This is a genomic window from Limosilactobacillus portuensis, assembly GCF_028607025.1.
Lineage (GTDB): Bacteria > Bacillota > Bacilli > Lactobacillales > Lactobacillaceae > Limosilactobacillus > Limosilactobacillus portuensis.
In genome coordinates, this window is sequence record NZ_CP117296.1 from 977,457 (window position 1) to 999,401 (window position 21,945).

General features: G+C 38.6%; 23 protein-coding genes. 4 read left to right on the forward strand and 19 right to left on the reverse strand.

The genetic code is table 11. The features are described from left to right. Window positions 1-24: 24 nt before the first annotated feature. The 9 genes from PRK60_RS04935 to rpsU all read right to left on the reverse strand — a co-directional run bounded on the left by PRK60_RS04935 (window position 25) and on the right by rpsU (window position 7,241). On the reverse strand, window positions 25-1,158 hold the full coding sequence (locus tag PRK60_RS04935; RefSeq protein ID WP_191910617.1) for a THUMP domain-containing class I SAM-dependent RNA methyltransferase: 1,134 nt from the start codon (window positions 1,156-1,158) through the stop codon (window positions 25-27). Window positions 1,159-1,237: 79 nt separating this feature from the next. Further along, complete coding sequence (locus tag PRK60_RS04940; RefSeq protein WP_102169318.1) at window positions 1,238-2,668, reverse strand: lipopolysaccharide biosynthesis protein; 1,431 nt, start codon at window positions 2,666-2,668, stop codon at window positions 1,238-1,240. A gap of 28 nt (window positions 2,669-2,696) precedes the next feature. Then, complete coding sequence (xrtG, locus tag PRK60_RS10125) at window positions 2,697-3,314, reverse strand: exosortase family protein XrtG (protein WP_146001943.1); 618 nt, start codon at window positions 3,312-3,314, stop codon at window positions 2,697-2,699. Next, window positions 3,235-3,960, reverse strand: a complete 726-nt coding sequence (locus PRK60_RS04945; protein ID WP_273645708.1) for a hypothetical protein — start codon at window positions 3,958-3,960, stop codon at window positions 3,235-3,237. The genes xrtG and PRK60_RS04945 overlap by 80 nt, the downstream gene beginning before the upstream one ends. Before the next feature lie 233 nt (window positions 3,961-4,193). Then, window positions 4,194-5,138 carry an IS3 family transposase gene (locus PRK60_RS04950; RefSeq protein ID WP_316243096.1) on the reverse strand — a complete coding sequence of 315 codons (945 nt, stop codon included), beginning with the start codon at window positions 5,136-5,138 and terminating at the stop codon, window positions 4,194-4,196. Then, window positions 5,090-5,623, reverse strand: coding sequence for a helix-turn-helix domain-containing protein (locus PRK60_RS04955; protein ID WP_102169382.1), 534 nt, complete (start codon window positions 5,621-5,623; stop codon window positions 5,090-5,092). Before PRK60_RS04955 ends, PRK60_RS04950 begins: the two co-directional genes overlap by 49 nt. A 19-nt stretch (window positions 5,624-5,642) precedes the next feature. Beyond that, window positions 5,643-6,509, reverse strand: a complete 867-nt coding sequence (gene bsh / locus PRK60_RS04960) for a choloylglycine hydrolase (protein ID WP_273645709.1) — start codon at window positions 6,507-6,509, stop codon at window positions 5,643-5,645. A gap of 21 nt (window positions 6,510-6,530) precedes the next feature. After that, complete coding sequence (locus tag PRK60_RS04965) at window positions 6,531-6,977, reverse strand: GatB/YqeY domain-containing protein (protein WP_102168677.1); 447 nt, start codon at window positions 6,975-6,977, stop codon at window positions 6,531-6,533. Window positions 6,978-7,052: 75 nt separating this feature from the next. Next, entirely contained in the window at window positions 7,053-7,241 is a 189-nt protein-coding gene (gene rpsU / locus PRK60_RS04970; RefSeq protein ID WP_003716981.1) for a 30S ribosomal protein S21, read from the reverse strand. 311 nt (window positions 7,242-7,552) lie between these two features. On the opposite strand from rpsU, the gene PRK60_RS04975 reads away from it, so the two are divergent. Continuing rightward, window positions 7,553-9,058 (forward strand): ABC transporter substrate-binding protein/permease, encoded by a 1,506-nt coding sequence (locus PRK60_RS04975; RefSeq protein ID WP_098044601.1) that lies wholly within the window; start codon window positions 7,553-7,555, stop codon window positions 9,056-9,058. After that, window positions 9,048-9,788: an amino acid ABC transporter ATP-binding protein gene (locus PRK60_RS04980; RefSeq protein WP_003716979.1), complete on the forward strand. Its 741-nt coding sequence runs from the start codon at window positions 9,048-9,050 to the stop codon at window positions 9,786-9,788. Before PRK60_RS04975 ends, PRK60_RS04980 begins: the two co-directional genes overlap by 11 nt. A 98-nt stretch (window positions 9,789-9,886) precedes the next feature. On the opposite strand, the gene aspS is transcribed toward PRK60_RS04980, so the two are convergent. Beyond that, window positions 9,887-11,674, reverse strand: a complete 1,788-nt coding sequence (gene aspS / locus PRK60_RS04985; protein WP_102168678.1) for an aspartate--tRNA ligase — start codon at window positions 11,672-11,674, stop codon at window positions 9,887-9,889. A gap of 368 nt (window positions 11,675-12,042) precedes the next feature. Here aspS and PRK60_RS04990 point away from each other — a divergent pair, with 368 nt between their 5' ends. Next, window positions 12,043-12,897, forward strand: a complete 855-nt coding sequence (locus PRK60_RS04990; RefSeq protein ID WP_392391054.1) for a fructosamine kinase family protein — start codon at window positions 12,043-12,045, stop codon at window positions 12,895-12,897. 76 nt (window positions 12,898-12,973) lie between these two features. Here the strand turns inward: PRK60_RS04990 and dtd are convergent, their stop codons facing one another. The 6 genes from dtd to PRK60_RS05020 all read right to left on the reverse strand — a co-directional run bounded on the left by dtd (window position 12,974) and on the right by PRK60_RS05020 (window position 18,159). Next, the gene (gene dtd, locus PRK60_RS04995) at window positions 12,974-13,411 is read right to left on the reverse strand and encodes a D-aminoacyl-tRNA deacylase (RefSeq protein ID WP_003716975.1); all 438 of its coding nucleotides are present in this window, start codon (window positions 13,409-13,411) and stop codon (window positions 12,974-12,976) included. A gap of 15 nt (window positions 13,412-13,426) precedes the next feature. Continuing rightward, window positions 13,427-15,664 carry a RelA/SpoT family protein gene (locus PRK60_RS05000; RefSeq protein WP_273645710.1) on the reverse strand — a complete coding sequence of 746 codons (2,238 nt, stop codon included), beginning with the start codon at window positions 15,662-15,664 and terminating at the stop codon, window positions 13,427-13,429. A gap of 30 nt (window positions 15,665-15,694) precedes the next feature. After that, window positions 15,695-16,024: a hypothetical protein gene (locus PRK60_RS05005; protein ID WP_178695851.1), complete on the reverse strand. Its 330-nt coding sequence runs from the start codon at window positions 16,022-16,024 to the stop codon at window positions 15,695-15,697. 55 nt (window positions 16,025-16,079) lie between these two features. Further along, window positions 16,080-16,835 (reverse strand): 16S rRNA (uracil(1498)-N(3))-methyltransferase, encoded by a 756-nt coding sequence (locus PRK60_RS05010; protein ID WP_102168682.1) that lies wholly within the window; start codon window positions 16,833-16,835, stop codon window positions 16,080-16,082. Further along, window positions 16,835-17,797 carry a 50S ribosomal protein L11 methyltransferase gene (gene prmA, locus PRK60_RS05015; protein ID WP_273645711.1) on the reverse strand — a complete coding sequence of 321 codons (963 nt, stop codon included), beginning with the start codon at window positions 17,795-17,797 and terminating at the stop codon, window positions 16,835-16,837. Before prmA ends, PRK60_RS05010 begins: the two co-directional genes overlap by 1 nt. Window positions 17,798-17,859: 62 nt before the next feature. Beyond that, window positions 17,860-18,159 carry a hypothetical protein gene (locus tag PRK60_RS05020; RefSeq protein WP_003716970.1) on the reverse strand — a complete coding sequence of 100 codons (300 nt, stop codon included), beginning with the start codon at window positions 18,157-18,159 and terminating at the stop codon, window positions 17,860-17,862. Window positions 18,160-18,664: 505 nt separating this feature from the next. Between PRK60_RS05020 and PRK60_RS05025 the strand changes: the two genes are divergently transcribed. Beyond that, window positions 18,665-19,621 carry an L-lactate dehydrogenase gene (locus tag PRK60_RS05025; RefSeq protein ID WP_003716968.1) on the forward strand — a complete coding sequence of 319 codons (957 nt, stop codon included), beginning with the start codon at window positions 18,665-18,667 and terminating at the stop codon, window positions 19,619-19,621. A 71-nt stretch (window positions 19,622-19,692) separates the two neighbouring features. Here PRK60_RS05025 and PRK60_RS05030 read toward each other — a convergent pair whose 3' ends face one another. The 3 genes from PRK60_RS05030 to PRK60_RS05040 are packed head-to-tail and all read right to left on the reverse strand — an operon-like array spanning window position 19,693 to window position 21,938. After that, window positions 19,693-20,535 carry a transporter substrate-binding domain-containing protein gene (locus tag PRK60_RS05030; RefSeq protein ID WP_102168686.1) on the reverse strand — a complete coding sequence of 281 codons (843 nt, stop codon included), beginning with the start codon at window positions 20,533-20,535 and terminating at the stop codon, window positions 19,693-19,695. 20 nt (window positions 20,536-20,555) lie between these two features. Further along, entirely contained in the window at window positions 20,556-21,254 is a 699-nt protein-coding gene (locus PRK60_RS05035) for an amino acid ABC transporter permease (protein ID WP_003716966.1), read from the reverse strand. Window positions 21,255-21,269: 15 nt separating this feature from the next. Continuing rightward, window positions 21,270-21,938 (reverse strand): amino acid ABC transporter permease, encoded by a 669-nt coding sequence (locus tag PRK60_RS05040; RefSeq protein ID WP_273645712.1) that lies wholly within the window; start codon window positions 21,936-21,938, stop codon window positions 21,270-21,272. Between the last annotated feature and the right edge of the window lie 7 nt (window positions 21,939-21,945).

A 21,945-nucleotide genomic window follows, 5' to 3' on the forward strand; every position in this document is an offset into this window, starting at 1 on the left:
GAATGGTTATAGAAATAATAAACTCTAACGCTTTTTCTTTCCCCAATACTGGAAAAGATCAGTTCTTAATGCACCATTGTAGAGTTTACGTTTCTTGGTTGCTGGGGCACCGTAGTATTTTTCAAATTCCAAGTCTGCCGTTAGGATATACTTACTCCAGGTGGTCATTGGTCGGTAAATCTTTCCCATTTGGCGATAAAGCTCATGTACGGTTTCTTTATCACTTAGTCGTTCACCATAAGGAGGGTTGGCAACAATAACACCATTGATTTTATCGGTATGCCAATCCTTAACTGCTAACTGTTTGAAAGTGATGTCGTGGGTTAGCCCGGCTGCTCGACAGTTCTCTTGGGCAATATCAATCATATTTTGATCAATATCATAACCATGGATATCCAGTTCAACATCATAATCGGCCTTACTATCTGCCTCGTCACGAACATCATCGGCTAAGCCGTCTGGCACCAAATTGGTCCATTGTTCACAAACAAAGGAACGATTAATTCCTGGAGCAATGTTATGACCATATAGAGCTGCTTCGATTGGAATAGTTCCCGAACCACATACTGGATCGACAAATGGATTATCAGGGAACCAGTGGGCAAGCATTACCAGGGTAGCTGCCATATTTTCCTTTAATGGTGCACCACCCTTTGCTTTTCGATAGCCACGCTTAAATAGACTGTCACCAGTAGTATCAAGCGTTAGCATTACATGATCCTTATTAATAGCTACTTCTAGTGGGTAGAGAGCACCGGTTTCCGGAAGACGTGTTCGCCGGTGATAAACATCACTCAATCGACGAACAATTGCTTTCTTAACGATTGCTTGAACTGAGGGAACATTATGTAATTGTGAATGATGACTTTTACCCTCTACTGGGAATTGGGCATCAACAGGTAATAGGTTTTCCCAAGGTAAAGCTTCAGTTCGATCAAAAAGCTCTTCGAATGTTTTGGCTTCAAATTCACCGACAATAATTTTGACCCGGTCTGCTGTCCGTAACCAAATATTTGTATTTAAGACATCTTTAATTGTCCCGATGTAACGTACCCGACCATTTTCTACTCGAGTATCGTAACCGAGGTTTCGTAATTCTTTACCAACCAGTGCTTCAATTCCAGAAGCAGCAGTCGCTATTAGTTGATATTCTTGCAAAGTAAGAACTCCTTACGCTTCTTTAGTAATACTGTAATTTTACCATATATTAGACTATTTATTTTTTTATAAATCTAACTTATCTTTTTAAGAAAACTTTTAGTATTCTTTTTAATTCAACATGATAAACACAAAGAGTCAAAATAGTATATATAACAAGATAAATAATTAACGAAATCCAAATATTACTGATCTGTGTGGTTAATTCAAAAACTAGAATCATTCCTCCAAGATAGAAAGTGTTCTTTCTCCAATCAATTTTGTACTTTTGAATGAAATAAGTATTAGTAAAAACGTACCAACAAAAAAGAACAATTAAGGAGATGACTGCAATGACAATAGCACTTTTAGTCAAGTAATACCCAATTAAATTAAGGACAAGTGAGCCAATTAAAGTTACAATACCTTGAACAAGATAAACATTAGATTTCTTAATAACTTTGTAGTAATTAAAAACTAATATTGAGATACAACTAGAAACACCAACACCTGGAAGCAATAAACGGAAAAATATTAAAGATTCATCGTAATTTGGTAGATACCACTCAATAAAAAGTCGAACAGGATAATAAACAGTTAGAGAAGCATATATAAAAATGAACAAAATAGCTGTATTAAAGCTATATTGCCCCATTACGGTATTTTCACTTTGACGATTCAAAAAGGGAAAAATCACTGTTGATATTGGAACAATCACAGTAGAAATTATTGAAATCAGGCTATAAGCAAATGAATAAATACCAAATAAACGGTTATCAAAAAACATTGAAATAAGTTGGTTATCTATATTGAGAATAAATGTACCTATCTGATAAGAAATTGCAACAGGAATTCCTAACTTAAAGAGTTCAACTATAGACTTGTTCGTTACTGTTTCTCTTAGCAATTTTTTATTTATAGAAAGTGTCTTTTTTAATGAACTGTGTAAAACAATTAATAGAATTAGAAACACAACTAAAAAGAGAATCAAATAAACTACTGCTGGTAATGGAGATAGTAATTTAAGCTTAACGATTGAAAAACAGATTATAACAATCAAGCATGTCAAAAGTGATTGCAACATGTTTACCCGACTAATCAAATCAAATTTCAACATAGCCTGAGCCAAATATCGGTAATAGGTTACGATATTACTTAATAAGGTAAAAATACTAAGAAGTAAAAAGATTTGCCTATATTCGCCTTGTAAAAAGCAAGCACAGCAAATAAACATTACCACACTTACTACTATCTCCATTTTTATAAAGAATTTTGTTATATATTGTATTTTGAATTTGTCTATCTGAGTATCATCTTGTCCGCCATATTTAACTAACATCCCATCAGCTAAGCCAAAATACAACAACACAATATACGTTGCATAAAGCATAAAGAGCTTATAGTAACCATATTCATCAACACCCATTATTTTAGGTAAGACAAAGCCAACTAAAACACCACTTAGCAAAATAAAAATATTACTAAATATAACTGTGAACACACTTTTAATAAAATTGTTCTTCGTTTTCAATTTATTACCAACCTAACTCTATAGTGATCTAATGCCACCTAATAATTTGCGGACGAGTAAATACTTCATAAAAGACGACAACAATAAATACATAGAATAATAAGCGACAAATAATAAGCTGGGTTATTGTTTCACTCAGGTAGCGACTTAGATAAATAATTAATAGTAGTCTAAGGATAGTGGCTATAAATATCAAAATACAGCTATAAAAACCAATAATAATTTTTTCTAAAACAGTATATATTGGGAAAAAGCATAGTAAACTTTCCAGTGAGATTATTTCAATAACTCCAGTATATTCATATGTAATCTTTACTTTAGAATCATAAAAGCTTACAAAATCACGGGACATACTAATTGAATATCCTTTGAAGAAGAAAGATAGAGATTTCATAGTATAAAGAACTGATTTTATCGAGCTTTGGATAAAAAAATCCTTAAAAGTTAAAATAATAAGGAACAACCCAATACTACCAACTATGAAGAAAAACGCGTTTAACTTTGTTCTCTTAAGAACATAAAGCAAATATAACCATAGTAAAATGACTATTCCAAACACTGTCATATTAATATTTCCCAACAAAAGTGAATAATTCATAGTATGAAGTACCAGCTCGAAGATTATCAACAAGACAAAATCCTGCATATAAACAAAGAATTATCATCATTATATAAATAGCAACCGTTTTTAACGATATAGACTCATTACTTCTTAATTCAGAACTAAACTCAGCTGGTAGAACAATGATTAAAGGCAAGATAATTGGTAATGATACCAACATACATCTCTCGAAAAGCAACTGATCAAAGAAAGCGCCACAGGCAAAGTAGAAGAAGATTATTATAAATTCTATATAACGACGGTCAATAAATTGTTGTTTTACCCATAAAGTGATTATTAGTAATAAACCAAATATTAGTAATCTTCCAATATCTCGAAACAAATTTGCTGTAGAAGAAATTAAAATAGTCGCATTTTTCCCTAGATATTGATTACTTTTAAGAATAATACTTGAAAAGAAAGGAATACCTGCTAATGGAATTAGTAGCATTATAATTGCCCTTTGGAAAAAACTTTGAAGAAGCATTAATCCGTCAATGATTCTTAATATCGTTTTATATCTCCAAAAAATGATCACCAATAAAAGCAATAGCCCTAATAACAAAGTATACGGATGAACCAAACTCAGAAGTATTATAATCAGCAGGAGAGAAATGGTTGACCACGAAAAAAAGACTCGTTCATTCTCTAAATATTTAAGAGCAAAATAAGCAAACACTGTTCCAACCATATTATTTCTAATTCCGCTCACCACAATGCTGTATGCGAAAATACAGCAAAAGATAATAAATCCAAAGCAATAATACGATATTGACAATTTATTTTTATCAACTACTAATTGGATAATCTTTAATGCAAAGAAGTAGTCAATAAAACAAACCACTGATAATAGAACTATGTCTGGAAAATAAGACATCCCCAGCATAATGAAGTGCAACAAAAAAGTTAGACAAAATTGATTATTTAAGCTACCAAGGTATGATTTCGGTATTCAACCGGAGTCATACCTTTTGTTTTTAAGGAGATACGTTGGTAATTAAAGTAATGAATGCATTGAGCTGAGAGTGATTTTAATTCAGCTAAGTCTTTACATGGTGGGAAACCATCTAATAACTCTGTCTTAAACAGGTGAAAGAAACTCTCCATTGGTGCGTTATCATGACAATTTCCCTTACGGGACATACTTTGAATAAAGTGATTATCAGCTAACTTTTGGGTATAGTACCCCAGTTGATAGTGCCACCCCTGATCAGAATGAATAATTGGTTGAGCATTATCAGGCAGCTTTGTACATAGCTCGTTGAGAGTAGCGGTAATCAACTGTCGATCAGGATGTTGACTCAATTGGAAGGCTAAAACTTCCTTACTGGCTTCATCGATAATTGAGGAAATATAAGCCCAACTGTGATTAGCTAAGCGAACTTGAGAAACATCTGTGTGGAGGACTTGATAAGGAATGGTGGCCTGAAATTGTTGTTTTAGTAGATTATCCGCAACTGTGCCCACATTACCTTCATAAGATGAGTATTTACCACTACGGTGGCGATTATACAGTGCCACTTGAACATCTAATTTCGCCATCAACTTGTTCACCGTCATGTCCGCCAAATGAATGCCCATTGCCCGCAGTTTTTGGTTCACGCGACGATAACCGTAGGTCCATCGTCCGCGGACTTGCCCTTCTTTAGCCACGCTAAGAATCACTTGCTTAACACTCGCATATTTATCATGATGGTTAGCGATGCGCTTGCGCTCATCATGGTAAGTAGCCTTAGGAAGGTTGATTTTATGGAGAATGTCACCAATCTTATAGCGATATTTCTTCGGTAGCGATGCTTGATCTGCCCTGATCTGATCAACTATTTGCGTTTTCTCTTTGCCTTGGAGGGTCCGAACAGGGCCAACGATTTTTTTAAGATGTCACGTTCCAATTTTGTGTCATAGAGTTCTTGGCTTTTCTTGGCAAGTTCTTCTTTTAAACGTTCCACTTCAGTCTTATTAGTAAGACGACGAAGTCGTTTCTTAGTATGTTTCACCTTTGACGGCCTACCTTTCGGGTGAGGTTTCAAGGCTTCAATACCATCTCGCTTGAACTGTGACCGCCAAAGTGAAATTTGGCACGCTTGCACGTCAAATCGAGCCGCTACTTTAACCATCGATTCCTCATGAGTTTGGTAGTAGTCTATCACACTCAACTTAAAATCTGCGGTAAGGGTTCGTGGATGACGACGCCGTTTCAAGGCGTCTATCCCACTTAAGCGATATCTTTGAATCCATTTCCTGATCAGTCGGCTACTGATACTGTATTTGCGCCCCAAGGCTCGAGAACTTTGTGGAGTAGTCAGATATTCGTGGACAATTTTAGCTTTAAAGTCAGGTTTGTATTTAGTCATAAAAAGTGCCTCACAATCGTTAGAACTTTTGTCTAACAATTATGAGGCACTTCATACCGTCAGAATAAATTGTATATTCAAATTGTCCAGGAGCTACTTGATCGAGGCCCTTTTGTTGTTCAACCGCATGCAGATTATGAAAATAATTAGTGATATTTTCAATTTCCGATTTTCCCTTGGGTGCATGTGCTTTGGTGAAAACTTCTTTGACAAACCGGCTTTCTGAATCCATCCCACCCGGTAAGAAGCGGGAACCAAATCCACGGCTATAAGTATTGAGCTTAACTTCAGGGATCAAAGTGTTCTCTGGATAGGCCGGCGAAATACTCTGATAGTTACTCAAATTTAGCAATTGTTTAGGAAATTCAGGATTATTAGTCAAAACACCGACAGGATTATCGTAAACATTTAATCCCTCTGCCGTTGACTCAACCACAATTGCCTCACCGGATTTATCAGCAATAAGCCAGTGAAGCGGTGATAAGTGGAGCTTTGCGGAGAAATCAATCTTAACTAAGTTCAAATTACTAAGTAGCTTGCGTGCTTCAGTAACATTTTTACATTGTCCTAATATGTAAGGGATAAATTCGAATGGGGTTACGTTATCCTTTGCTGGATCCTCCGGGAAATAGCGGCAAGGTCCGTCAAAATTTAACCCAGCCATTCCCAAACCTTCTTCATTTGCTCCATCAAAATACAATGGATAGCCATCTTCAACTAATGCCATCCCGGTAATGGCATAGTGGTGATCCAATGATGGCATTTTACGGAAACTAAATGGATAGTTTCGCGGTGTCACAACCACCTCTTGACCAAACGAAATTTCTAAATCAAGGTTCCGGCCGAAATAGCTGTCACCAGCCGTATAAATAATCGATGTACACATATTTCTTATCCCAATATAAAGCTACTTATTCAATTCTTCCTTAACGGTTTGGTTAACTAACTTACCGTCAGCTTGTCCCTTAACCTTAGGCATCACAGCACCCATGACCTTACCAAAGTCCTTCATGCTAGAAGCATTAACTGCCTTAATCGTTTCATCAACGATTTTCTTAACATCATCAGCAGAAAGTTGTTGTGGCATATACTTTTCAACAACTTTCATTTCTGCTTTAGTCTTGTCAACCAGATCTTGGCGTCCTGCTTGTTCAAATTCTTCAAGTGATTCTTTTCGTTGTTTATATTCACGAGCCATTACCGCAACTTCTTCATCTGAAGTTAAATCATGACCTTGTTCAATCTGTTCATTTTGAACAGCCGCCTTTAACATCCGGACTGTTGCTAACGTTTCCTTATCACGGTTTTTCATAGCAGAAACCATATCTGCAGTTAGATCATTTAATAAACTCATTATCCTGCTCGCTCCTTTAGCTAAAATTAAAGATGAAAAAACTCCTACCTGTCATGGAGAGGTAGGAGTTAAAAATTAATAACGACGGCGCTTGTTCTTACGCTTCCGTGCCGCTTCAGATTTCAACTTACGTTTTACACTTGGCTTTTCGTAAAATTCGCGTTTACGGTATTCTTGCAAAGTTCCGTTGCGTGAAACTGTACGTTTAAAGCGTCGAAGAGCGTCATCCAAAGATTCATTCTTACGAACGACTGTTTTTGACATGTTGATTCCCTCCCTCCGAGCTTAAAGTTACGTATTAGAACGGTATAATCCCGCTCTTTCACTACAAAAGCAATTGTAACCAATTAGATTCTGAGTGTCAATATTACTTCCTAAATATTTAAGATAAATTTTCTTACTATATTATCAATCTAATCTCTGCATCGAAAGCGCTTTTATTCATCTATAATTTAATTATTCACATTTACTGAATAAAATACACTATTTTTTAAATATCTATTGCATATTTAATCATTTAAGCGTATATTACATACCAATGTAATTATTTTAAGAAATTGAAGGAGTTATTGATTATGAAATGTTTCAAACATTGGTTAATGCTAATAATCATTGCGTTTCCAATACTATGCGCACCAGTGTCAGCATTAGCCGCCGATGAAAGTAGCAGCTCAAGTTCAGCTACTAATACTTCACAGGTAGCCGAGAATGATTCTCTGCAAAAGATTAAACAAAAAGGAACCTTAGTTGTCGGAACAAGTGCCGACTATCCACCATATGAATTTACGACCAAGGAACATGGCAAAACAAAGTATGTTGGGTTCGAAGTATCACTCATGAAGCAATTTGCTAAAGACATCGGTGTTAAATTAGTAATTAAAAACATGGACTTTGATTCACTTTTAGTTGCTCTAGAAACCGGGAAAATTGACTGTATTGCCGGTGCGATGAACATCACCAATGAACGGAAAAAGAGTGTTGACTTTTCCGATGTCTACTATACCGGTGACAGCTACTTCCTCATCAATAAGAGCGACAAGGATAAGCTAGTTAACGCCAAAAGTTTCAATGGCAAGACTGTTGGTGCCCAAAACGGGACCTTACAATCAACAATGATTTCTAAGGACATGCCACAAGCTAATGGAAAGGGATTAGCAAAACTTTCTTCATTAGTAATCGGTTTACAATCCCATAAATATGACGGTATTTTAATGGATGCGGCGACCGCAAAAGCATACGCATCTAATAATTCTAACCTCTACGCTTTTAACTCAAAATTACCGGTTACTGCCGGTGGAATCGCCCTCGCCTTTCCAAAGGGTGATACCTCCCTTGTAAATGCTGCTAACCAAACGATCAAAAAAGTCAACGATGAAGACTTAATTAATAAAAAATGGATTCCAGAGTCAGCCCAATATATGAAGAGCTATAAAAAGCAAAACACCGTTCTTAGTTACTGGCGTTACTTTGCAAAGGGGCTTGAGTACACACTGATTATTACGATCGTCTCAGTATTCTTCGGTTTCATTTTAGGAACCCTCTTCGCTCTTATGCGTCTTTCAAAGAATAAGCTTCTGCATACAATTGCGGTTTGCTATATCGAATTCCTCCGGGGAACCCCAATGATGGTTCAAATCATGTTTGTTTACTTCGGTATTGGTGCAATTATCCAATCCCTCCCCGCCTTACTTGCCGGGATCATTGCCGTTTCGTTAAACTCTGGGGCCTACGTTGCTGAAATTATTCGTTCTGGGATTCAGTCAATTCCGCTCGGTCAAACTGAAGCAGCTCGAAGCTTAGGAATGGATAAAAATAAGGCTTTCCGTTATGTAATCATGCCTCAAGCACTTAAGAATATTTGGCCTGCTTTAGGAAACGAATTAATTACCTTGCTAAAGGATAGTTCACTAGTTTCCGTTATTGGTGTAACTGAATTAATGTTCCAAACACAATTAGTTCAATCTGCAACCTACAAAGGAGTTCTCCCATTATTCATTACTATGATGATTTACTTCATCTTAACGTTTACACTTTCCAGAATTCTACTTTACTTTGAAGGGAGAATGAAACATGTCCACTAAAATGATTGAAATTCAAAATTTGCAAAAAAAATTCAAGAATAACATTGTCCTTAAAGATATCACCGAACATGTTGATAAAGGTCAGGTTATCTGTGTAATTGGTCCCTCTGGTGCTGGTAAAAGTACCTTTCTTCGTTGCCTGAACTGTCTCGAACAGCCAACTAGCGGCAAGGTCTTTTTTGAAGGAAATGACTTAACTAAGATTAACGATAAGCAACTTAATCAGTTACGGGAAAAGATGGGAATGGTTTTCCAAGGATTCAACCTCTTCCCAAATATGAACGTGATTGAAAACATTAAACTAGCACCAATGAAGGTCAAAAATATTCCCGAGAAGCAAGCCGAAGAAACCGGAATGAAGCTTCTGGAGAAAGTCGGTTTAGCAGAAAAGGCAAAGCAGTATCCTGACCAGCTATCTGGTGGGCAAAAACAACGGGTGGCGATTGCTCGTGCTTTAGCAATGGATCCTGAAGTAATGCTCTTTGACGAACCAACAAGTGCCCTCGATCCAGAAATGGTTGATGAAGTGTTAACTGTAATGCACGATCTTGCTGACTCTGGAATGACAATGGTAGTTGTTACTCATGAAATGGGATTTGCTCATGAAGTAGCGGATCAAATCTGGTTTATGGCCGATGGTTATATTCAGGAAACTGGTAAACCGGATGAGTTCTTTGCCCACCCGACAAGTGACCGGGCAAAGGAATTCTTAAAGAAGATTCTCAAGTAATCAAGGATCTACAATAATAATCATTGATAATATCCGATAAAATTAAAGAGACAGAAAAACAAACCGGTTTTTCTGTCTCTTTAATTTTATTCTGCTAATTATTTATCCTGCTTATAATCAACCTGATCGTCAAACTGAACCTTCAAGTCATCCAGTTGTTGTTGACTAACCTTACCAGGTGCTGCTGTTAATGGCTCAACAGCCTTAGAGTTCTTAGGGAACGGAATAACGTCACGAATATTGTCTGCTTGTGCAAGTAACATTACCCAACGATCCAGTCCAAAAGCTAATCCACCTTCTGGAGGCATCCCCATCGTCAATGCCTTCAAGAGGAAGCCAAAGCGAGCTTCCGCACGTTCCTTAGTGTATCCCAATGCCTTCAAGACTTTTTCTTGAACCTTTGGATCGTGGATCCGGATTGAACCACCACCAATTTCTTGACCATTAAGAATAATATCGTAACTTTGGGCATGCGCCTTGTGAGGATCTTCGCCATCTTCAAGGTAGTGAAGATCTTCTTCGTTTAACATGGTGAATGGGTGGTGAGCTGCAATCCACTTTCCAAACCCTTCATCATATTCAAACATTGGCCAGTTAACAACCCAAAGGTAGTTCCATTGGTTAGGCGCAATCATATCTTGTTCCTTAGCAATCTCACGACGTAAATAGCCAAGAGCATCACAAACAACGTGGAATGAATCAGCGACAAAGAGGATTAAGTCTCCTGGCTTAGCCCCCATTTCTTCATTAATTGCATCAGCGTTATCATTAATAAACTTTGCAATTGGCCCAGAATAACCGTCTTCAGTAACCTTAACCCAGGCAAGCCCTTTAGCTCCGAAACGCTTAATATACTCTTCCTTCTTAGAAATATCCTTCCGGGAGTACTTGTCAGCCCCACCAGGAACACAGATTGCTCGAACAAAGTTTCCTTTAGCTACGGTTCCAGAGAAGACCTTAAATGAACTGTCCTTAACAATTGAAGATAAATCATGAATTAACATTCCAAACCGGGTATCAGGTTTGTCAGAACCATACTTATCCATTGATTCCTGCCACTCCATCCGTGGGAATGGGGTCTTAACATCAACACCTAAAACTTCCTTCATAACCTTCTTAATTAATCCTTCGGTTACTGTTTGGATGTCTTCAGGGGTAGCAAAACTCATTTCAGTATCAATTTGAGTAAATTCAGGTTGGCGGTCACCACGTAAATCTTCGTCCCGGAAGCATCGTGCAATTTGATAATACTTATCAACTCCGGCAGCCATAAGTAATTGCTTAAATAGTTGTGGTGACTGTGGCAAAGCATAGAAATGTCCTGGATAAACACGTGATGGAACAATGTAATCACGAGCACCTTCTGGAGTTGAACGAGTTAAATCCGGTGTTTCAACGTCCATGAACCCTTGATTATCATAGTAATGATGAACAACAGACGTAACCTTACTCCGGAGCATCAAATTCTTCATCATTTCAGGACGACGGAGATCAAGGTAACGATACTTCATCCGTAAATCTTCACTTGCATCAACGTCATCAACAATATCAAATGGCGTTGTTTCAGACTTTGCCAGAACCTTAATCTGATCAACCGCAACTTCAACTTTTCCGGTCTTCATTTCAGGATTAATTTCTTTTTCAGCCCGCAATTGAACCTTTCCTTGAACTTCAAGAACGTATTGATTCCGAACCGCATTAGCAACCTTAAATGCTTCGGGATTTTCCTTCTCATTAAAGACCAGTTGAACGATTCCTTCACGATCCCACAGATCAATAAAAATTAAGCCACCAAGATTACGACGTTTGGCAACCCATCCTTTTAGGACAACTTCTTGACCCACTTGCTTTTCACTGGTTTCCCCAGCGTAATTAGTTCTCTTCATTCTCTAATTACCTCTTTAACCATTTTTAGATTGGTAGTGTTAATACTAATTTCTAATAAAAAAAGCACCCCTTACATCATAAGGGTGCTTTTTGCACGGTACCACCTTAGTATCACTCATTGATAACGTCGAAATACCGACGGGGACAACTGCCCAGCCTCAAAAGCGTCAATTATTACCTCATTGTCATGGACTTTCACCAGCTCCCACTCGCTATCGACTTAGGTAAATAAGCATTCTTTTTCATTGGCTATTAGTATTAAAATTACATTCTTACAGTACCCGAGTTCAGCAAAAATGTCAATAGCTATAGTTTCATTGGCTTTCTACTAACAAAAGTTTAAAATATAAGCCAAAAGAGGGTGTCTATTTTGAATAATCATCAATTATCTAATACATGGTTATCACAATTACCATTAGACAATATTACCAATTGCCAATCAGTTAGCGGTGGTGACATTAACCTGGCTTATCAAATCACTACTAACCAGGCGACATACTTTGTTAAAGTCCAACCACATCATCCGGCATCTTACTTTAATCATGAACTTGCTGGACTTAGGGAAATTGGTAAGACAGCTAATGTTCCTACTCCCGTGGCTAACGGTGAAATTGATGGTGATGCTTACCTAATATTAAATTGGATTAATAGCGGTTATGGTAATCAATACGCACTTGGTCAAGAGGTTGCCAGAATGCACCAACAACGAAGAGAAGAATTTGGCTTTATGGACAACCACCAAACCAAGGTGTTGGTTAAAAACAACCAGTGGAATCCCAGTTGGCGTGATTTTTATATTAACCAACGATTAAAGCCAGAGATTTCGGCAGCAATAAAGCAAGATTGCTGGAACAAGTGGCGACAAGAACACTTTGACCGGATGGTTGCCAAGTTCGACAATTACTATTCTACACATGAAGTTCGGCCAAGCCTGCTGCATGGTGATCTCTGGGCCGGGAACTTCATGTTTAGTCAAGATCACCAGCCGTACCTAATTGATCCGGACTGTGTTTATGGTGATCGGGAGTTTGATTTAGCCATGACAACAGTCTTCGGTGGCTTCGATGATCAATTTTACCGTGGCTATAATGACACATATCCAATTACTCCGGGAATTAACGAGCGACTTCCGTGGTACAGGTTTTACTATCTCTGCATGCACCTCATCTTATTTGGTGAAAGTTATGGTCCTGCAGTCGATAACATTTTAAGCAACTATTAATGATTAATAATATAAAGGATCTCCAGAGGTAGTCCGACATTACCGTACTTTGGAGACCCTTTTTCGTACTATTTATTTACTTCTCATAAATGATTGTTGTTGGTCCGTCATTTTCCAGATCAACCTTCATCTCGGCACCGAACCGCCCAGTTTCAACATGAACACCGGTAGCAGCCAGTTTTTCATTAAATCGCTGATAAAGCGGCTCAGCAATTTCAGGACGAGCCGCATCAGTAAAGCCGGGACGATTACCATGTCTTGTATCAGCATACAAGGTAAATTGTGAAATAGAAAGGATGGCACCGTCAACATCTTGAAGGCCAAGGTTCATTTTACCGTTTTGATCTTCAAAGACGCGAAGGTTAACAATTTTATGGACAAGGTAATCCAGTTGCTCATCCCCATCATCAGGAGCAAAGCCAACTAATAACATGTAACCACGCTTAATTGCCCCAACAACTTCACCATCAATTGAAACTGAAGCATGGTTGACCTTTTGCAAAACTACTCTCACTATTCTTCCTCCTCACTAACGAATGGTTCGCTTAACGACATAAACATCCTTAATATTCTTTAACGAATCCATAATGAACTGCAATTGATGAAGGTTCCGAACACCAATTGTCATACTAATAGTGACCATCTTGTTATGGTCAACCTTCCCGTTTACGGAGTTTAAGAATTTTGTAGTGTTATTTACTGAACGAAGAACATCATTTAATAAGCCGCTTCGATTATAGCCTTGAACTTCAATATTCGAGTTATAGTTCGTCTTATCCCCATTTGGATTAGCCCAATAAACATGAATAATCCGTTGACCACTCTTCTCGGCAGCTTTAATATTGGGGCAATCTGAACGGTGAACTGATACACCGCGCCCTTTAGTAATATAACCAACAATGTCATCACCGGGAACTGGACTACAACAGTGACTGAGACGAGTCAATAGGTTATCAACACCCTCAACAACAATCCCTTCACTTGTCTCCTTAGCCTGTTTCTTTTTTTCTCGTTGATCAGGCTTTTCCAACGTTGCATGTTCTTCAAGAACGGCTTTCTCAGCAGCCTGTTTCCGTGAATCTTCTTCCTTTTTTCGTACATCAGCGGTAAAGCGATTCCGGACGCCAACCGGAGCCATATCGCCAAAGCCAATTGCAGCAAACATATCATCACTGCTTTGATAGTGCATCTGGTTGGCTACTTCTTCGTTCTTTTCCTCAGTCATCAAGGCAAACGGGTCAAAGCCGGCTTCCCGGATTTCCCGTTCAATCATTCGCTTACCTTCCTCGATATTTGTTTCCCGATCATGGGCTCTAAAGAATTGACGAATCTTATTTCGTGCCCGTCTTGTAGACACGAGTTCCAGCCAATCACGACTTGGCCCGGCAGATGAAGAAGAAGTCAGAATATCCACAATATCTCCGGTTTTGATTTCATAATCCAGGGGAACAATCCGACCATTAACCTTGGCTCCGGTCGTGTGGTTACCAACTTCAGTATGAATCTGGTAAGCCATATCAAGTGGCCCTGATCCTTGTGGCAATTCGATTACATCACCCTTTGGCGTGAAAGCATAAACCTTATCAGCAAAGATGTCGCTTTGGACACCCTGCATAAATTCATCCGTCCCATCGCTTTCGCTACGTAGTTCGAGAATTTCCTTAACCACATTCAGCTTTTGGCTATCGCGGGTCTGTTGAATTCCGTTAGTTTTTCCTTCCTTATAAGCCCAGTGTGCTGCAACACCATATTCTGCAACCTGATGCATATGGTGAGTTCTAATCTGAACTTCTAGCGGTTTACCTCCAGGCCCCATGATCGTCGTATGTAATGATTGGTAACCATTTGCTTTAGGCATTGCAATGTAGTCTTTAAACCTTCCTGGCATTGGCTTCCAGTTAGTGTGGATTGCCCCTAAGGCTGCATAACAATCCTTGATTGAATCAACAACGATTCGCACTGCCAACAGATCATAAATTTGACTAAACTGTTTATGCTGGTTAACCATTTTACGGTAAATTGAATAGATATGTTTAGGCCGACCATATATTTCAACGTTTGGTCCTAAATTGAGATCGCTAATCGCCTTTTTAATCTCTGCAATAGCCTCATCAATATATTCAACTCGTTGGTCCCGCCGCGAATTCATTAGGTGGACAATCCGGTAGTATTGTTGCGGATTAAGGTAACGAAGAGAGAGATCCTCCAGCTCCCATTTAATGGTACTAATCCCTAATCGATCAGCAATTGGCGCATAGATTTCTAAAGTTTCGTTTGAGATCCGACGCTGTTTATCTGGCCGTAAATGCTGAAGGGTTCGCATATTATGAAGCCGATCAGCAAGTTTAACAATCATCACACGAATATCTTTAGACATTGCAAGCAACAATTTACGGTGGGTAGCAGCCATCTGCTCCTTGTTTGATTTATACTGGATTTTCCCCAGCTTAGTATCGCCATCAACAATTAAGGCAATTGTTGGGCCAAACAGCTCCTTAATGTCATCTAAAGTTGCCCCGGTATCTTCAACAATATCGTGAAGGTAGCCAGCACAAACTGTCTCCGGATCCATATGAAGCTCAGCCAAGATTCCCGCAACTTGAATTGGGTGAATGATATACGGCTCACCTGATTTCCGCCGCTGATCTCGATGACAAACAGCAGCAAACTGATATGCCCGTTCAACTAAAGCAACATGCTCATCATTCATATATGAAGAAACCATTTTAAGGACATCTTCATGTGATAACTCTTTAACCTCTGACAATGTGCGACCCTCCAATCTAAACTACTTTGGTTAGCTCTGTGAACTAATCGACCAAGCTAGGTAAGTAACCCCTAAATAGAATAGAGCAAAATAAACAGTATACTTTGGCATGAATATGGATGAAACAAGAAGGTATAAGACTGGAAATACCAATAAGTTCCACCATTTCAAGCCATTTTTCTTTATATATTGACCGAGCCAAATACTAAAAAGCATATTAACCAAGAACAGAAAAAAGCCAACCATCCATACCCGGTGAATCAACCGAAATTTATCGCTAAATAATGGAAGAACAATTCCAAAAAGGATCCCGAATCCCCATACAGCAATGCTTTTGTTACTTTCAACTTTTTTAGCCAATCCATAACCTAACTTCCTATACTTAATATGATGAAAATAATTGTACCACAAACTACTAATTATTCTTCGACAATTCAGTAACAAATGAGACGGTTGCCAAGAAATATAAGGGAGCCGTTTCCGTTCGTAAGATTCGTGGCCCAAAGCCAACCGGAATGATCCCGTTTTCTTCCATTATAGTAACTTCTGCCGAACTCAATCCACCTTCTGGACCAAATATGGCAAGAATGGAATCTCCTGTTTGTAACTTAGCCAGCGCTTGAAACAAACGACTGCTCTCTCCTTCCTTTGCCGACTCTTCCCAGGCAACTAAACGGATCGTTGCAGGATAATTAGCAAGGAGCTGTTTTAATGAAGGGCAATATTCAATCTGTGGCTTAACATTTCGGTGTGATTGCTCAGCCGCAGCGTCAGCAATTTTCTGCAAGCGGGCAATTTTCCGTGGTTGCTTTTGGCTATTCCAGTGACTAATCGAACGTTCAGCCTCAAAAAAGACGATCTTATCGGCACCAAGTTCCGTCCCCTTTTGAACAATCAGCTCAGGTTTTTCCTTAGTCTTAGGTAAGCCACAAGCAAGAATCGTTTTCACTGGGAGTTCACTATCTTTACCAAGGTTCTCGATCAATTTGGCTATGACATTGCCTGGAGTTATCGAAATCAGCTCAGCAAGATAAGCCTGATGATCCGCCGTTACTAATTCAAACTTGGTTCCAACGGCTGCTCGAAGAACTGTCACAAGGTGGTGGGCAACTTCTTCTGGAAGGATAACTTTACCTGCTGTTTTACTTTGATCTATAAAATAACGTTGCATTATTCCTGACCCTCTACTGCTTTATGAGCAATCATTCCATACCAATCTTTCATTCGTAACTTCTGGTCAATACCAAAGTGGTGGCCCTTTAATTCCCGTTCAACTAAGTCTGCCTTATCCTTAATAATTCCGGAAACAAGGAACCGACCACCTGGTTTTAAATTTTCAAACGCCTGAGGGATTAATGGAACAATTATTTCAGCCAAAATATTTGCAACGATTAGGTCCACCTGGGTATGAATCCCATCAAGCAGGCTATTAACACCAACTTTAACGTCAGAAGCAACCGGATTTAAGTCGATATTCTTCTTTGCGGATCGAACAGCAACCTCATCGATATCATAAGCAGCTACTTGGCCTACCCCTAGCTGTTTTGCTGCAATACTTAAGACTCCAGAACCTGTACCAACATCAATCATTGATTCACCACCACGAGCAACAATTTCAAGTGCTTCAATCATTAAGCGCGTCGTTGGGTGAGTTCCTGTTCCAAAGGCCATCCCTGGATCCAAAACGATTAATTTCTCATTAGCAGAACTTGGTTGATAGTCTTCCCATTGAGGAACAATTGTTAATTGGCTGGTTACTCGCAATGGGTGGTAGTATTTTTGCCAAACGGTTGCCCAATCCTTATTATTGACTGCTTCTGAAACAACAAGGCCTGCTCCAGGATCAAGTTGGTAATCCTTTAACTTTGCAACCCGCCCTTTAATTGTTGAGATAAGTTCAGGAACAAAGACATTTCGCGGAAAGTATCCGGTAACTGCAGCCCCATTTTTCCGGTGGGGGATCTCCTGCGGATCAATGATTTCTCCGTATTTCCCATAACGACCAGGCTTTAAATTTGCGAAATCTTTCGCATCATCAATTTGAACCCCGACTGCTCCTTCGTTAGTTAAAATATAACTAACTGCTTCAACTGCTTCACTGGAAGTAATTACTTTTACTGCTGTCCAATCCATATTATTCTCCTCTTTAAATAAAAAATGACCACCAATATGATGGTCACAGTAATATCGCTCACCTATTTTTCATTCCCAAAATTAACAGGCTGCGATGGATTCTCCTCATCATCTTTTTGGGCAAAGTGACTCTTTAAATATTCAATCAAGTCAGCTTCAGTCCGAAAAATCCGTGGATGATGCTGGTGGTGCAGGCGAACATCAATCTCATTAATCCTTAGTCGCCCCGTCCATGTATGGGAGTAACGAATGATTACCCGATTGTTCAATCGATGCTTCCCAAATCGAAAGACATATACATGCTGCGGCGTCATCATTGGCCGAATATATTCTTTCTTATACATTAAGTCATTATCACGCATAAAACGCTTCGTTTGATTCAACACGGTAATCACCTCCTCCTTTTATATAATCAATTCATTAACATATGTTTCATTTTATCACATGGTTAAGATTGTGCAAAATGTTAACGTGAATTAATCTTTTCAATTTAAAAAATGATATAATTCCTTCACTATTTAGCTTAGGAGGTTAGTGAAGTTGGGAATTTTGATCACATTATTAGTTTTATGGATCATGTGGAAATTAGGTGTTTTTACCCTCAAAGTTCTCGGACTGCTCTTTTTAATTTTCGCGATCGGCTTCATTTTTCATGTCTTACTGATTCCTGCAATCGTAATTGCACTTTTTATTATACTAGTTAGCGGTCTCCAATCATGAGCCAAACTAGCAATTATTAGCTAGTTCCCATAAAAAATGACAATAATTCCGAATTTAATAGCTTTTTTCACAAGGAATGTTATAATTAGTCATGTGAGAGAAATCTCAAATAGCATATTTACTGGATGAAAGGGAGACTGTTTAATTATGTCTAAGAATCATCAAAAAGTTGTTCTTGTTGGTGACGGTGCTGTAGGTTCAAGTTACGCTTACGCATTAGTACAACAAGGTTTGGCTGAAGAATTAGCTATCGTTGATCTTGTTAAGAAGCGTACTGAAGGTGACGCTTTGGATCTTGAAGATGCTACTGTCTTCACTGCACCAAAGCAAATTTACTCTGCTGATTACGACACTTGCAAGGATGCTGACCTGGTTGTTATCACTGCTGGTGCACCACAAAAGCCTGGTGAAACTCGTCTTCAATTAGTTGACAAAAACTTGAAGATCATGAAGTCAGTTGTTGAACCAATTGTTAAGTCTGGCTTTAACGGTATCTTCTTGATTGCTGCTAACCCAGTTGACATTTTAACTTACGCTGTTCAAAAGCTTTCTGGCTTCCCAAAGAACAAGGTTATTGGTTCAGGTACTTCACTTGACTCATCACGTCTTCGTATTGCTTTGGCTAAGTTGTTCGATGTTGACCCACGCGATGTTTCAGCAAACATTCTTGCTGAACACGGTGACTCCGAATTTGCTGCTTACTCAAGTGCAACTATCGGTGGCAAGCCACTTCTTGACATTGCTAAGGAAAACAATGTTTCAATGGATCAATTACTTAAGATCGAAGATGATGTTCGTAACAAGGCTTACGAAATCATTAACCGTAAGGGCGCTACCTTCTACGGTGTTGCTACCTGCTTGATGCGGATTACTCGCGCTATCTTACGTGATGAACACGCTGTATTACCAGTTGGTGCCCCAATGGACGGCGAATACGGAATTAATGATCTTTACATCGGTACTCCTGCTGTTATCAGCGCATCCGGTATTGACAAGGTTATCGAAGTTCCTTTGGATGACCGTGAAAAGAAGGCTATGGATGCTTCTGCTGCTGCCCTTGAAAAGGTTGCTAAGGACGGTATGGCTAAGCTCCAAAACAACTAATTTTCACTTATCAATATAAATAATTAAAGAAGACTAGGAAGATTTTGATTTCTTCCCAGTCTTTTTGTTTATTACTTATTAAATTCAGCATTATAGTTCTTCTTAGCACCTCGTAAAGCAAAGGTGTTCTCATAGAGATACTTCTTTGTCAGCTTTTCCAAATAACCATTATCATATAACTTTTTAATCTCCTTATTCAGTACCCGCGTTAATTTTTTATTCTTTGCATCCTTATGTAAGAGCAAGTATGCTGACCGCTGATCAATTGATTTTGAAACTGTCAATTTCTTTCCATTTTTGGAATTAGCAACCTGTTTATAGGCAGCGTATGGGTATAGTGCAACGTCATATTTACCATTAGCCACTTGAGCTAACGCATCAGCTGAAGATTGGTCACCAATTGCTTTCAAGTTCACCTTTTTACTATGTGATTTATTATAGTCTTCTAAAACACTATAACGGGCATCATCAGTTGAAACGGGAACTAACTTTAAATTCTTCTTAGCAACATCATCTAATGAGCTAGCTTTCTTTCCACTCTTATTATAAACCAGGCGTAAGTCGTCAAGCCCGACTGCCCGTGTATGATAGTATGTCTGGAAACGCTGCTTGTTGTACCAAGAATTATTTAAGGCAACGTCATACTTACCACTTTGCAATCCTGAAAAGACCGCGTTTTGGGATGTGAACGTAGTCTTAAACTTATATTGAGGTAAGTCCTGATCAATTTTTTTGATTAGTTCACCGTAGTATCCCTCAGGTCCGTTATCAGTATTAACAATATATGCCGGATTACCATTTGGTGCAGCAACATTAACCGTTGTTGTCGCATGAACTGCTGTTGCTGAACTAACTGCACCAGTACTAACTAAACCAATCACCGCTAACTTTGTAAATAACTTTGAAATTTTCATAATAAATAACCTCTCTTTCCCTATACAACGAAATAGCGTTGCCGTAGTTTTCCTTCAACCAACCTAAATAATTGAGCAAAGATCCAGCAAATAATAATGTAAATAATTAATGCATCAGTGTAAGTTTCCAGGTACTTAAACCCAATTGATGAAACAATATTTGCCTGCCCCATGATCTCGACTAAGCCAATATTGTAAATCAGCGCTGTGTCCTTGATTAAATCTAAAAAAATGTTCGTAAAATTAGGAATTAAATTAATAATTAACTGGGGAATTACAATTTGAGTCATTGCCCGAAAAGGCGTCATTCCAATTGATAACGCGGCCTCATATTGCCCAAAATCAACCGAATGGTAAGCTGCTCGAATGCTCTCCGACAAGTTAGCCATCGCATTTAAGCCGTAAGCAGAAAAGGCAATGATGATTGCTGGCAGGCCATTAGGATTCGTGTTCCAGCCCCATTCATTCATCAACACTAACAATTGAGGTAGTCCATAATAAACAACATATAGTTGAACTAAAATTGGTGTCCCCCGAATAAACGATACTAGTATCGCTAAAAACTGAGAAAGGACCGGGATTCGCTTTTCTCTGGCAATTACTACTAAAATCGCTAGACCTAATCCAATAATAGTTGCAACTAAAGCTACAATTAGCGTTAGTGGTGTTGCTGCCAGAATTTGGTTAAACGAATCCTTCGCGAAATTCAAATCAAACACATAATCACATCCTTCCTAAGCTAGCCACTGGTAACGCCGTCTGATAAGACGAAATAAGACTTCAATTACTAATACCAATCCCCAATAGCTTAAAGCCAAAAGAATAAATATTTGCAACTGGTGTAAGCCGGCAGTTTGGTTTGAAAGATTAGATGCCTGATTATACATGTCATATAAACCAATAACATAAACTAATGAAGTTGCCTTAACCAGCCCCACTACCAAATTTTCAATATTAGGCAAAGCAAGCATTGCCGCTTGAGGCAAGATAATTTGCCTAAAGGTGGTCTGATCCTTCATTCCTACAGAATGAGCAGCTTCAATTTGACCCGTATCGACTGAGAGGTAGGCTGACCGAAACGCTTCCGCTAAATAACCACTCCACCCTAAGGAGAGCCCAAGAATTCCAAACATTAACCTTGTCCAATGATCAATATTGATCCCGATTGCTTTCAACAAAACCGGTAATCCATAATAAGCAAGTAACAACATTAGCAACGGTGGTGTTCCTCGAACCAGATTCAGGTATACTGTTGCAATTCCTTGAGCTAACCTATTTTTACGCAACCCAACCCAAGTTAAGAGCAATCCTAGAAGAGTTGCAAAGATAAAGGAAAAGATTAGTAATTCAATCGTGTTCGGAAAGCCTCGCCAAATAATCCCAATAATCTTCTGACTATTCATTGATCTA